This is a genomic window from Pseudomonas sp. JH-2, from assembly GCF_036231725.1.
Taxonomy (GTDB): domain Bacteria; phylum Pseudomonadota; class Gammaproteobacteria; order Pseudomonadales; family Pseudomonadaceae; genus Pseudomonas; species Pseudomonas delhiensis.
The window spans coordinates 215263-228519 of sequence record NZ_JAZAQP010000002.1 but is presented as its reverse complement, the minus strand read 5'-3'; the positions used below and the strand labels follow the sequence as shown (position 1 = coordinate 228519).

12 protein-coding genes are annotated in these 13257 nt (G+C 70.4%); all 12 read left to right on the top strand.

Going from position 1 to position 13257, the window contains the following annotated elements; all coding sequences use genetic code 11:
- Positions 1–60 precede the first annotated feature (60 nt).
- The 12 genes from VV867_RS02515 to cls all read left to right on the top strand — a co-directional run bounded on the left by VV867_RS02515 (position 61) and on the right by cls (position 13073).
- Positions 61–999: a choline ABC transporter substrate-binding protein gene (locus VV867_RS02515; protein WP_328565550.1), complete on the top strand. Its 939-nt coding sequence runs from the start codon at positions 61–63 to the stop codon at positions 997–999.
- Positions 1000–1074: 75 nt separating this feature from the next.
- Complete coding sequence (locus tag VV867_RS02510) at positions 1075–1959, top strand: 3-keto-5-aminohexanoate cleavage protein (RefSeq protein WP_328565549.1); 885 nt, start codon at positions 1075–1077, stop codon at positions 1957–1959.
- 224 nt (positions 1960–2183) lie between these two features.
- The gene (locus VV867_RS02505; protein WP_328565548.1) at positions 2184–3149 is read left to right on the top strand and encodes an L-carnitine dehydrogenase; all 966 of its coding nucleotides are present in this window, start codon (positions 2184–2186) and stop codon (positions 3147–3149) included.
- An 82-nt stretch (positions 3150–3231) separates the two neighbouring features.
- Positions 3232–3702 carry a thioesterase family protein gene (locus VV867_RS02500; RefSeq protein ID WP_328565547.1) on the top strand — a complete coding sequence of 157 codons (471 nt, stop codon included), beginning with the start codon at positions 3232–3234 and terminating at the stop codon, positions 3700–3702.
- 2 nt (positions 3703–3704) lie between these two features.
- Complete coding sequence (locus tag VV867_RS02495) at positions 3705–4634, top strand: alpha/beta hydrolase (RefSeq protein ID WP_275628174.1); 930 nt, start codon at positions 3705–3707, stop codon at positions 4632–4634.
- Positions 4635–5257: 623 nt separating this feature from the next.
- Complete coding sequence (efeU, locus tag VV867_RS02490) at positions 5258–6088, top strand: iron uptake transporter permease EfeU (RefSeq protein ID WP_074980724.1); 831 nt, start codon at positions 5258–5260, stop codon at positions 6086–6088.
- Positions 6085–7272: an iron uptake system protein EfeO gene (gene efeO, locus VV867_RS02485; protein ID WP_109935180.1), complete on the top strand. Its 1188-nt coding sequence runs from the start codon at positions 6085–6087 to the stop codon at positions 7270–7272. Before efeU ends, efeO (VV867_RS02485) begins: the two co-directional genes overlap by 4 nt.
- 16 nt (positions 7273–7288) lie before the next feature.
- Complete coding sequence (gene efeB, locus VV867_RS02480; RefSeq protein WP_328565546.1) at positions 7289–8566, top strand: iron uptake transporter deferrochelatase/peroxidase subunit; 1278 nt, start codon at positions 7289–7291, stop codon at positions 8564–8566.
- Positions 8567–8595: 29 nt separating this feature from the next.
- On the top strand, positions 8596–9423 hold the full coding sequence (efeO, locus tag VV867_RS02475) for an iron uptake system protein EfeO (protein ID WP_328565545.1): 828 nt from the start codon (positions 8596–8598) through the stop codon (positions 9421–9423).
- Between the two features lie 135 nt (positions 9424–9558).
- The gene (locus VV867_RS02470; protein WP_009614343.1) at positions 9559–9807 is read left to right on the top strand and encodes a hypothetical protein; all 249 of its coding nucleotides are present in this window, start codon (positions 9559–9561) and stop codon (positions 9805–9807) included.
- Between the two features lie 403 nt (positions 9808–10210).
- Complete coding sequence (locus tag VV867_RS02465) at positions 10211–11608, top strand: amidase (RefSeq protein WP_328565544.1); 1398 nt, start codon at positions 10211–10213, stop codon at positions 11606–11608.
- Between the two features lie 40 nt (positions 11609–11648).
- Positions 11649–13073: a cardiolipin synthase gene (gene cls, locus VV867_RS02460; RefSeq protein ID WP_328565543.1), complete on the top strand. Its 1425-nt coding sequence runs from the start codon at positions 11649–11651 to the stop codon at positions 13071–13073.
- Positions 13074–13257: the final 184 nt, after the last annotated feature.

Genomic DNA, 13257 nt, shown 5'->3' with positions numbered 1-13257 from the left:
CCACGCGGGGCCATGACACAACAACGATAACCATTGCCGCAAAGGCCTTGAGGAGAAGTCATGAAGCTATCGATCAAAGCGGGCGCCTGCGCCGCGCTGTTCACCCTCGCCACCGGCGCCTGGGCCGCCGAGCCGGCCTCGTGCCAGAACGTGCGCATGGGCTCGGTGAACTGGACCGACGTGGTGGCCAGCAGCGCCGTGGCCGAGGCCCTGCTCGACGGCCTGGGCTACAAGGTCAAGCAGACCAGCGCCTCGCAGCAGATCATCCTCGCCGGCATGGCCGACAAGCAGCTCGACGTCTTCCTCGGCTACTGGCAGCCAACCATGCAGCCGGTGGCCAAGCCCTACCTGGACAAGCAGCAGATCGAAGTCATCACCCCGGCCACCCTGGGCGACGCGCAATCCACCTACGCGGTGCCCACCTACGTCTACGACGGCGGCCTGAAGACCTTCGCCGACATCGCCAAGTTCCGCGACAAGCTGGACAACAAGATCTACCTGATCGAGCCCGGCAGCGGCTCCAACCGCATCACCGCGGACATGATCGCCAAGGACAAGTTCGGCCTGAAGGGCTTCCAGGTCGTCGAGTCCAGCGAGGCCGGCATGCTCACCGCGGTCAAGCGCGCCATCAAGCGCCAGCAGTGGGTGGTGTTCTTCGGCTGGAAACCGCACCCGATGAACCTGCAGATCGACATGAAGTACCTCACCGGCAGCGACGACGTGTTCGGCCCCAACGAAGGCGCCGCCACCGTCTCCATCATGACCGCCGCCGGCTACCAGCAGCAGTGCGGCAACGTCGCCAGGCTGCTGCACAACCTGCGCTTCAGCAGCCAGGAAGTCAGCCAGGTGATGGAACCCATCCTCGACCGCAGCCAGCCGCTGGACGCCGCCCGCGCCTGGCTCAAGGCCCACCCCGACCAGCTCAAGGCCTGGCTCGACGGCGTGACCACCTTCGACGGCAAGCCGGCAGAACCGGCCTTCGTCGCCAGCCTCAAGTAAGCCAACCACGCCCCACCCTTGCGCGGCGCCCCGGCCGCGCAGGGCCCCCGTACGCCTGAAGAAAGGAAAGCCACCGTGAACTACGAAGTCATAGTCACCTGCGCGGTGACCGGCGCCGGCGACACCGTCGGCAAGCACCCGGCCATCCCCGTCACCCCCAGGGAAATCGCCGCCGCCGCCATCGAGGCGGCCAAGGCCGGCGCCACCGTGGCCCACTGCCACGTGCGCGACCCGCAGACCGGCAAGCCCAGCCGCGACGTGAACCTGTACCGCGAGGTGGTGGAACGCATCCGCGAGAGCGACACCGACGTCATCATCAACCTCACCGCCGGCATGGGCGGCGACCTGGAGATCGGCAAAGGCGAGCAGCCCCTGGAGTTCGGCGCCGGCACCGACCTGGTCGGCCCGCTGGAACGCCTGGCCCACGTCGAGGCGCTGCTGCCGGAAATCTGCACCCTGGACTGCGGCACCCTGAACTTCGGCGACGGCGACTTCATCTACGTCTCCACCCCGGCCCAGCTGCGCGCCGGCGCCAAGCGCATCACCGAGCTGGGGGTGAAGGCCGAGCTGGAAATCTTCGACACCGGGCACCTGTGGTTCGCCAAACAGATGCTCAAGGAAGGCCTGCTGGAAGACCCGCTGATCCAGATCTGCCTGGGCATCCCCTGGGGCGCGCCGGCCGACACCACCACCATGAAGGCCATGGCCGACAACATCCCCGAAGGCATCACCTGGGCGGGCTTCGGCATCGGCCGCTCGCAGATGCCCATGGTCGCCCAGGCCATGCTGCTGGGCGGCAACGTGCGGGTGGGCCTGGAAGACAACATCTGGCTGGACCGCGGCGTGCACGCCAGCAACGGCAGCCTGGTGGAGCGCGCGGTGGAAATCATCGAACGCCTCGGCGGCCGCGCCCTCACCCCGGCCGAGGGGCGCAGGAAGATGAACCTCAAACCCCGCTGATCCGGAGCTGCATACGTCGACGTAGGGCGAATAACCCGGAACGGGTTATCCGCCGGATACACCGACCCCAATGCCCGGCCTCTGGTTCGAACCCGGAGCCCCCTGGACAGGCGCTCCGCGGCCAGGTCCGAGGCGCGCCTGGAGCCAAGGCCAAACGGCGGATAACCGCGAACGGTTATTCGCCCTACGAAAAGCCCGCCCCCCCTTTCCCGCTGGAGCCCTTCATGTCCTACATCACCGAAATCAAGACCTTCGCCGCCCTCGGCAGCGGCGTCATCGGCAGCGGCTGGATCGCCCGCGCCCTGGCCCACGGCCTGGACGTCGTCGCCTGGGACCCGGCGCCCGGCGCCGAGGCGGCCCTGCGCCAGCGCGTGGCCAACGCCTGGCCGGCGCTGCAGAAGGCCGGCCTGGTGCCCGGCGCGTCCCAGGAGCGCCTGAAGTTCGTCGACACCATCGAGGAATGCGTGCGCGACGCCGACTTCATCCAGGAAAGCGCCCCCGAGCGCCTGGACCTGAAATGCGAGCTGCACGCGAAGATCAGCGCCGCGGCCAAGCCCAACGCGCTGATCGGCTCCAGCACCTCGGGCCTGCTGCCCAGCGAGTTCTATGCCGACGCCACGCACCCCGGGCGCTGCGTGGTCGGCCACCCGTTCAACCCGGTGTACCTGCTGCCGCTGGTGGAAGTGGTGGGCGGCGAGAAGACCGACCCGGCGGCCATCCAGGCGGCCATCGCGGTGTACCGCAGCCTGGGCATGCGCCCGCTGCACGTGCGCAAGGAAGTCCCCGGCTTCATCGCCGACCGCCTGCTCGAAGCGCTCTGGCGCGAGGCCCTGCACCTGGTCAACGACGGCGTCGCCAGCACCGGCGAGATCGACGACGCGATCCGTTTCGGCGCCGGCCTGCGCTGGTCGTTCATGGGCACCTTCCTGACCTACACCCTGGCCGGCGGCAACGCCGGCATGCGCCACTTCATGGCCCAGTTCGGCCCGGCCCTGCAACTGCCCTGGACCTACCTGCCGGCGCCGGAGCTGACCGAATCGCTGATCGACAAGGTGGTCGAAGGTACCGCCGAACAGCAGGGCAACCGCAGCATCGCGGAGCTGGAGCGCTACCGCGACGACTGCCTGCTGGCGGTGCTCGGCGCCATCAAGGACACCAAGGCCCGCCACGGCTTCGCCTTCGTCGACTAACCTCGATCCATCCGCCCCTCCGGACGGCCCCCTCTCCCTTCAGGGAGAGGGCTGGGGAGAGGGGCTCTTCGGAAGCGCACCCATGCCCACCCTGAAAACCTACGAAACCCCGGTGCTCGCCGAGTGGACCGACTACAACGGCCACCTGCGCGACGCCTACTACCTGCTGATCTTCAGCTACGCCACCGACGCCCTGATGGACCACCTGGGCCTGGACAGCGCCGGCCGCGAGGCCAGCGGCCACTCGCTGTTCACCCTGGAGGTGCACCTGAACTACCTGCACGAGGTGAAGCAGGGCGAGCAGGTGGAAGTGCGCACCCAGCTGCTGGCCCACGACCGCAAGCGCCTGCACGTGCACCACACGCTGCACCGCCCCGGCGAGGCCGAGCCGCTGGCGGCCAGCGAACAGATGCTGCTGCACGTGAGCCTGGACGGCCCACGCTCGGCGCCCTTCGAGGGCGTGGTGCTGGAGCGCGTGCTGGCCCTGGCCGAAGCGCACCGCGCCCTGCCGCGGCCGGAGCACGTCGGCCGCGTGATCGGCCTGCCGGGTTGAGCGTGGCGCGCGAGTACCCGCTGTCCCCCGGCATGGCGGCGTTCGTCGCGCGCACCCGCGCCTTCGCCACTGCCGAACCCTCCCTGGCCGCGCAACGCGCGGCCTATTCGCGCATGGCCGCCGCCTTCACCCCGCCGCGCCCAACGGGCCTGCGGGTGAGCGACCTGGCCCTGGCCGGCCTGCCGCCGCTGCGCCTGTTCCGCCCGGCGGGCACAGCGCCCGCCAGCGGCTGGGCGGCACTGCTGTTCCTCCACGGCGGCGGCTGGATGCTCGGCGACCTCGACTCCCACGCCTTCTTCTGCGCCGAGCTGGCCGCCCGCCTGGGCCTGCTGGTGGCGGCGGCGGACTACCGGCTGGCCCCGGAACACCCCTTCCCCGCCGCCCTGCAGGACAGCCTGGCGGCCTGGCGCGCCCTGCGCGACGGCGCGCTGGGCGAACCCATCGACCGCACCCGCCTGGCGGTGGCCGGCGACAGCGCCGGCGGCAACCTGGCCGCCGCCCTGTGCCTGGCCCTGCGCGATGCCGGCGAGCCGCAGCCACGGGCCCAGGCGCTGGTCTATCCGGCCTTGGGTGACGAGGCGACGGATTCGCGAGTCGAGTGTGCGGATGCGCCGTTGTTGTCTGCTGCCGATATGCGGGTGTGCATCGATGCCTACCTGCCCGAGCCCCTGCAACGCCACCGCCCCCTCGCCCTGCCCCTGCGCGCCCATGACTTCGCCGGACTGGCGCCGGCCTTCATCGGCGTCGCCGAGTTCGATCCGCTGCGTGACGACGGGCTGCGCTACGCGGAACGACTGCGCCGGGATGGGGTGGAGGTGGACTGCTTCCCCGGCCCGGGGCTGGTCCACGGCTGCCTGCGGGCGCGGGAGCTGGCGGAAGTGGACAGGCTGTACGAGGCGCTGTTCGAGTCGCTGGCCCGTCGTCTGGATTGAGCGCGAGGGGCTTTTCGTAGGAGCGAGCTTGCTCGCGAACAGAGTTTCCAGGTGGCCTGGGGGCCTCGGTTTGACTCCGCTCCCTCTCCCCAGCCCTCTCCCTGAAGGGAGAGGGGGCTTGTCCGTGCCGAGAGAAGTGATGGTTTCAGCCGGAAACCTTCGGTGTTGCCGGCTGACTCAGGAATGCCCAAACACTCCGAACGGTCCCCTCTCCCTTCAGGGAGAGGGTTAGGGAGAGGGCGTTCTTCAGGATATGCACCGAACCTGGCCGACAGAACGCCGTTCGCGAGCAAGAACTGGGCGTCCCCCTCGCCCCTACGAAAAACCAACCAGGACGAACAAAAAAATCCCCCGCCGCGCCCGACGCACGACAGGGGACGAAAGCGAGCCGTCAAGGCTCCCAGTGTGACAAGCACCTACTTCGGTATCGACCGCAGCGGTATGGCTCCAGTGTGGCTGCTTCGCCAACTTCGGGTTTGCCGAAAACGACGTGCGCGTATCCGCCGCGGACAGGGGGCGACGTTAGGCATGGCCCCTTAAGCAATCCTTAAGGCGACGACATCGAGAATCCTTCGCGTTTGCATTCTCAGCCGCCGCCGCGCGGCCCTGTCCCAGGTGAAACCATGCTGGTCCCCTTCCTGATCATGCTCCGCGAGGGCATGGAGGCCGCGCTCATCGTCGGCATCATCGCCAGCTACCTGCGCCGCACCGGGCGCGCCCACTGGATGCCGGCGGTGTGGATCGGGGTGTTCCTCGCCGCCGCCCTGGCGCTGTTCGTCGGCGCCGGGCTGGAGCTGGCCAGCGCCGAATTCCCGCAGAAGCAGCAGGAGCTGTTCGAAGCCCTGGTGGGCCTGGCCGCGGTGGCCATCCTCACCTCCATGGTGTTCTGGATGCGCAAGATGGCGCGCTCCATCAAGGGCGAGCTGCAGGCCGCGCTGGACCAGGCCTTCCACTCGCGGCACCAGGGCTATGCGCTGATCGCCATGGTGTTCCTCGCCGTGGCCCGCGAGGGCCTGGAGACGGTGTTCTTCCTGCTCGCCGTGTTCCAGCAGAGCGAAGGCCCCGGCGCGCCGCTGGGGGCGCTGCTCGGCCTGGCGCTGGCGGTGGCCCTGGGCTACGGCATCTACAGCGGCGGCGTGCGCCTGAACCTGGCGCGCTTCTTCCGCTGGACCGGGCTGTTCATCCTGGTGGTGGCCGCCGGCATCCTCGCCAACGCAGTGCGCTCGCTGCACGAGGCCGGGGTCTGGAACCTGCTGCAGGCGCCCTTGTGGGACAGCGGCGCCAGCCTGCCCGAGGACGGCGCCCTGGGCTCGCTGCTGGCCGGGCTGTTCGGCTACCAGCAGAGCCCCACCCTGAGCACCCTCGGCGCCTGGCTGGCCTACCTGGCGCTGAGCCTGACGCTGTTCTTCCTGCCGCCGCGCCCCGCGGCCCCTGCCCGGAGCACCGCCGAATGAGCCTGCCGGAACCCCAGCCGCCGGTCGGCGCCCGCCGCCTGCTGCTCAACGCCGCGGTGGCGGCCTCGGCGGCCCTGGCCGTGCTCGGCGCGGCGGCCTTCTACTACGCCGCGCGCCACGCCCACCAGGCCAGGGCGGGCAACGACGAGGTGCTGGTGACGGTGCTGCCCCACGGCTGCGAGCCCAACACCCTGAGCGTGCCGGCCGGGCAGGCGCGCTTCCGCATCCTCAACCGCTCCGATCGCGCCGTGGAGTGGGAAATCCTCGACGGCGTGATGGTGGTGGAGGAACGCGAGAACATCGCCCCGGGCATGAGCCAGACGCTCTCGGCCTACCTCGCCCCCGGCGACTACCAGGTCACCTGCGGCCTGCTCAGCAACCCCCACGGCAGCCTGCGCGCCACCCCCAGCGCGGCCGCCAGCGCCGCCCAGCAGGCCCGCTCGCCGCTGCTGGACTTCGTCGCCCCGCTGTCGGAATACCGCGTCTACCTGGCCGGCCAGCTGCGCCAGCTGCAACGCGCCCTGGGCGCCCTGAACCAGGCCCTGCAGGCCAACGACCTCGCCGCCGCGCGCAGCCACTACCTGGAAGGCCGCGCCGCCTACCAGCGCATCGCCGCCAGCGCGCAGCGCCTGGCCGAGCTGGACAACCGCATCGCCCCGCGCGCCGAGGCCTTCGAGCTGCGCGAGCAGGACCCGGCCTTCGGCGGCTTCCACCGCATCGAATACGGCCTGTTCGCGCGGAACGGCACCCTCGGCCTGGCGCCGGTCGCCACGCAGCTGCAGGCCGACGTCGCCGCCCTGAAGGACGCCCTCATGGCCCAGTCGCTGCCGCCCGAGCAACTCGGCGGCAACGCCGCGCGGCTGATGCGCAGCCTGGCGCAGCAGCGCATGGACGGCGACGAGGAACGCTACAGCCACAGTGACCTGGCCGGCTTCGCCGCCAACCTGGAAGGCGCGCGCAAGGTCATCGACCTGTTGCGCCCGCTGCTGCAACGCAAGGCCCCCGAACTGCCCGCGCGCCTGGACGCCGCCGCCGCGGCGCTCGATGCCAGCCTCACGCAACTGGCCGGCAAGCCCTACGACCAGGTCACGGCCGCCCGGCGCCAGCAGCTGGCCGCCGAGGCCGCCAGCCTGGCCGACGCGCTGGACGCCGTGGCGCCGGCCCTGGGCCTGGCCCACCCCTGATCCGAGGAAGTACCCCATGCACAGCAACGACGACAGCCCCGCCAACGCCCAACGCCGCCGCGTGCTGCTCGGCCTGGGCGCCGCCGGCGTGGCCCTGGCCGGCGCCAGCCTGGCGGGCCCGGCGCGGGCCGCCGGCACCGCCGAGGTCACCCACGCACCGGCCAGCGAGCGCACCCAAGAGCGCAACGCCTGGTTCGGCCACCACCAGCCGGGCATCGTCACCCCGCGCCCGGCGGCGGGCATGATCGTCGCCTTCGACGTGCTGGCCAGCGACCGCGCGGGCCTGGAACGGCTGTTCCGGGTGCTCGACGAGCGCATCCGCTTCCTCATGGCCGGCGGAGCGGTGCAGCAGGTGGACGCCAGGCTGCCGCCGCTGGACTCGGGCATCCTCGGCCCGGTGGTGATCCCGGACAACCTGACCGTCACCGTCTCGGTGGGCGACTCGCTGTTCGACGAGCGCTTCGGCCTGGCCGCGCGCAAGCCACGCCACCTGCAACCCATGGCCGGCTTCCCCAACGACGCCCTGGACCCGGCGCGCTGCCACGGCGACCTGTGCCTGCAGTTCTGCGCCAACACCCCGGACACCAACATCCACGCCCTGCGCGATATCGTGAAGAACACCCCGGACCTGCTGCTGGTGCGCTGGAAGCAGGAAGGCAGCGTGCCGGTGCAGCCCAGCCGCCCCGGCCAGCCCACCGAGAGCGCGCGCAACTTCCTGGGCTTCCGCGACGGCTCGGCCAACCCCGACTCCCGCGACGAGGCGGCCATGCGCCGCATCGTCTGGGTGCAGCCCGACGCCAGCGAGCCAGCCTGGGCGGCGGGCGGCAGCTACCAGGCGGTGCGCATCATCCGCAACTTCGTCGAGCGCTGGGACCGCACCCCGCTGCAGGAGCAGGAAAGCATCATCGGCCGCGTCAAGGCCAGCGGCGCGCCCCATGACGGCCGCGTGGAAACCGACGTGCCGGACTACGCCCGCGACGCCGAGGGCAAGCGCACGCCCCTGGACGCCCACATCCGCCTGGCCAACCCGCGCACCGCGCAGAGCCAGGCCAACCTCATCCTGCGCCGGCCGTTCAACTACTCCAACGGCGCGGCCAGCAACGGCCAGCTGGACATGGGGCTGCTGTTCATCTGCTACCAGGCGGACCTCGCGCGCGGCTTCATCGCCGTGCAGACGCGCCTGAACGGCGAGCCGCTGGAGGAATACCTGAAGCCGCAAGGCGGCGGCTACTTCTTCGTCCTGCCCGGGGTGACCGGGGCGGACGACTTCCTCGGCCGCAGCCTGCTGGCCTGAACGACAACAACGCACTGGAGCCACCGGACATGAAACTCACCTCCCTCGCCCTGCTGTTCAGCCTCGGCCTGCTCGCCACGCCGCTGGCCACCTTCGCCGCCACCGGCTCGCCGCTGGACCTGGTCGGCCCCATCGCCGACTACAAGCTCTACGTCACCGACAACCTCGACGAGCTGGTCAAGCGCACCCAGCAGTTCACCGACGCGGTGAAGCAGGGCGACCTGGCCACGGCGAAGAAGCTGTACGCGCCGACCCGCGTCTACTACGAGTCCATCGAGCCGGTGGCCGAGCTGTTCAGCGACCTGGACAGCGCCATCGACTCCCGCGAGGACGACCACGAGAAGAAGGTCGACGCCCCGGACTTCACCGGCTTCCACCGCATCGAGTACGGCCTGTTCAGCAAGAACAGCACCGAGGGCCTGGGCCCGCTGGCGGACAAGCTGATGGCCGACGTGCACGAGCTGCGCAAGCGCGTGGAAGGCCTGCCCTTCCCGCCGGAGAAGGTGGTCGGCGGCGCCGCCGCGCTGATGGAGGAAGTGGCCGCGACCAAGGTCAGCGGCGAGGAAGACCGCTACAGCCACACCGACCTGTACGACTTCCAGGGCAACGTCGACGGCGCCAAGAAGATCGTCGAGCTGTTCCGCCCGCAACTGGCCAAGCAGGACCCGGCCTTCGTCGCCAAGGTGGAGAAGAACTTCGCCACGGTCGACGGCATCCTCGCCAAGTACAAGACCAAGGACGGCGGCTACCAGACCTACGACAAGCTCGCCGCCAAGGACCGCAAGGCCCTGGCCGGCCCGGTGAACACCCTGGCCGAGGATCTTTCGACCATGCGCGGCAAGCTCGGCCTGAACTGAGGCGGGTTCCAGGCCGGCACGGTCGGAAAACGACCTGCTCTTGCCTGTGAAGGACACTCCGCCGGCCCGGCGCTTGCGCCCGGCCGGCGCTGTTCCGAGAATCCGGGGAAGCCCAACCTCACGGAGGACTCCGCGATGATGCACGCCGACCTGATCGACCAGGACGATTTCCGCGAACGCCTGCAGGCCCTGGGCTTCGCCGTTCCGCCGGACGTCACCGCGGAACAGGCCTGCGAATACGCGGTGCGCGCCCTCACCCCGGAACGCTCCATGGCCCTGCGCCGGCTGGTGGAAGAGATGCTCGGCGGCAACGCGACCCTGCTGCCGGCGGTGCGCGAGGCGATTTCGCGGCAGCTGCTGCCGGCGTTGGTGCCAAGGCCCTGACATCCGGCTCTTCGTAGGAGCGAGCTTGCTCGCGAACGGGGTTTCGCTGGCAATCTCGGCGCTTGACCTGAAGAACGCCCTCTCCCTAACCCTCTCCCTGAAGGGAGAGGGGACCGTTCGGAGTGCGCTGATGTTTTGGCGTTAGCCGGCTAGCACAGAGATTACCGGCTGAAACCATCACTTCTCTCGGCACGGACTAGCCCCCTCTCCCTTCAGGGAGAGGGCTGGGGAGAGGGAACCACGGGCGGGCCAGAACACCCAAAACCACCGGCCTCTCCCGAAAGCGCCCGGTTGAACCACCCCCGTTCGTCGACCAAGGCCAAACGGCGGATAACGCGGAGCGTTATCCGCCCTACACCGCCATAGGCTAGGGTTGTGCCATGGCCCCCCGCCGGAGTCCCCCATGACCGCGCTGCACGATCTCACCGCCGTCCAGCTGCTGGCCCTTTACCGTTCGCGCCAGCTGTCCCCCGTGGAATACCTGCAACACCTGCTCGCCCATATCGAGCGCTGGGAACCGCACCTCTGCGCGCTCTACGCCTATGCCCCGGAACGCGCCCTGGGCGAGGCGCGGGAGGCCGAGGCGCGCTGGCTGAAAGGCGAGCCGCGCGGCGAACTGGATGGCGTGCCGGTCACCATCAAGGAACTCATCGCCAGTGTCGGCGACCCGATTCCCCAAGGCAGCGCCGCCGTGCCCTTGGTCCCCGCCACCCGGGACGCGCCGCCCACCGCGCGGCTGCGCGAGGCCGGGGCCATCCTGCTGGCCAAGACCACGGTGCCGGACTTCGGCATGCTCTCCTCGGGCCTGTCCAGCTTCCACAAGCTGGCGCGCAACCCCTGGAACCTGGCGATGAACCCCGGCGGCTCCAGCGCCGGCGCCGCGGCGGCCGCTGCCGCCGGCTACGGCCCGCTGCACGTGGGCACCGACATCGGCGGCTCGGTGCGCCTGCCGGCCGGCTGGTGCGGCCTGGTGGGCTTCAAGCCGAGCCTCGGGCGGATTCCCATCGACCCCTACTACACCGGGCGCTGCGCCGGGCCCATGACGCGCACCCTGGACGACACCGCGCTGCTGATGAAGCACCTGTCGCACCCTGACTGGCGCGACGCCACCAGCCTGCCGCCAGCCGAGCTGGACTGGGCCATCCGCCCGGCCGAGGTGCGCGGCCTGCGCATCGGCCTGCAGCTGGACCCCGGCTGCGGCCTGCAGCCCGAGCCGGAAGTGCGCCGGGCCGTGGAAGACGCCGCGCGGCGCTTCGCCGAGGCCGGCGCGGAGATAGTCGAGGTGCCGCCGATCCTCGACCGCGAGCTGCTCGACGGCCTCGACCGCTTCTGGCGCGCGCGCCTGTGGGCCGAGCTGGAGGCGCTGCCGGCGGAACGCCAGGCGCGGGTGCTGCCGTACATCTTCCAGTGGGCCGAAGGCGGCGCGCGGGTTTCCGGCGTCGAGGCGGTGCGCGGCTTCAACCAGACCTTCGAGATGCGCAAGCGCGCCGCCGCGCAGTTCCACGGCATCGACTGCCTGCTCAGCCCGACCAACCAGGTGGCCGCCTTCCCCGCCGAGTGGGCCTCGCCCACCAACGACCCGGCGCTGCCCTTCGAGCACATCGGCTTCACCGTGCCGTGGAACATGACCGAGCAGCCGGCGCTGTCGATCAACTGCGGCTTCACCGCCGCCGGCATGCCCATCGGCCTGCAGATCGTCGGCCCGCGCTTCGCCGACGTGGCCGTGCTGCGCCTGGGCAAGGCCTTCGAAACCTGGCGTGGCGAACTGCCGGGATGGCCGCGGCCCCCCGAGCGGGGCTAAGCTGCGGGGACACGCACGGCAGAAGGACTCGTTCGCGCGCATGCAGTATTCCCCCTACATCGCCCATTTCCTGGTGGTCATCCAGGTCCTCGGCGTGGTCGCCGCCCTCCACGCCGTGCTCACCGTGCGCACCGCGCAGGGCGCCATCGCCTGGGCCATCTCCCTGGTGTTCATGCCGCTGCTCACCCTGCTGCCCTACCTGGTGTTCGGCCGCAGCCGCTTCGACGCCTACATCGGTGCGCGGCGCCAGGCCAACGAGGAGATGCACCTGGCCGCCGCCGAACTGGACTGGCGGCCCTGGGTGGAAGAAGCCCTGACGGCGCGCCAGTCGGAGAACTACAAGGCGCTCAAGGCCCTCTCCGCGCTGGCGCGCATGCCGACCCTGGCGAACAACCACGTGCGCCTGCTGGTGAACGGCAAGGCCACCTTCGATGCCATCTTCGAGGCCATCGCCCAGGCCCGGCAGGTGGTGCTGGTGCAGTTCTTCATCATCCGCGACGACGCCCTCGGCCAGCGCCTGGCGCAGCTGCTGCTGGAACGCGCGGCCAACGGCGTGGAGGTCTTCCTGCTCTACGACGCCATCGGCAGCCACGGCCTGCCCGGGCGCTACGTCGAGCGCCTGCGCGCCGGCGGCGTGCAGGTGCAGGCCTTCAGCACCGGGCACGGCGCCATCAACCGCTTCCAGCTGAACTTCCGCAACCACCGCAAGGTGGTGGTGGTGGACGGCCTGTGCGGTTACGTCGGCGGGCACAACGTCGGCGTCGAGTACCTGGGCGAGAAACCGCCGCTCTCGCCCTGGCGCGACACCCACGTGGAACTGCGCGGCCCGGCCGTGGCCTGCCTGCAGGAGAGCTTCGCCGAGGACTGGTTCTGGGCCACCCATGCCCTGCCCACCCTGCTGCTGCCGGACCGCTACGACGAGGAAGGGGTGATCTGCCAGGTGCTGGCCAGCGGCCCGGCGGACAAGCAGGAGACCTGCTCGCTGTTCTTCGTCGAGATGATCAACGCGGCCAGCGAAAGGGTGTGGATAACCACCCCGTACTTCATCCCCGACGAGGCGGTCAGCTCGGCCCTGCGCCTGGCCGCGCTGCGCGGCGTGGACGTGCGCATCCTGCTGCCCTCGCGTCCGGACCACCGCACCGTCTACGCCGCCTCCAGCCTCTACGCCCAGGACGCGGTGCGCGCCGGGGTGAAGGTGTACCGCTACCAGCCAGGCTTCCTGCACCAGAAGGTGGTGCTGGTGGACCACGACTGCGCCGCGGTGGGCAGCGCCAACCTGGACAACCGCTCGTTCCGGCTGAACTTCGAGATCATGCTGGTGACGGTGGACGAGGCCTTCGCCCGCGACGTGGAGAGCATGCTGCTGGCGGACTTCGACCAGGCCGTGGAGATGGGCACCGAGCGCAGCGGGCAGCTGCAGCAGCTGGGGATGCGGGTGGCGCGGTTGGTGTCGCCGATTCTTTGAATGCCGCGGGCTGGGGGCTGGAGGCTTTTCGTAGGAGCGAGCTTGCTCGCGAATGGCATTCCCCGTTTACGCCGTCGATCGGGCTGACCTCCGCACCCTCTCCCTAACCCTCTCCCTGAAGGGAGAGGGGACCGTTGGGCAGAAACGGGGGCTCTGGAGTCAGCCGGCAACACCGAAAGCTTCC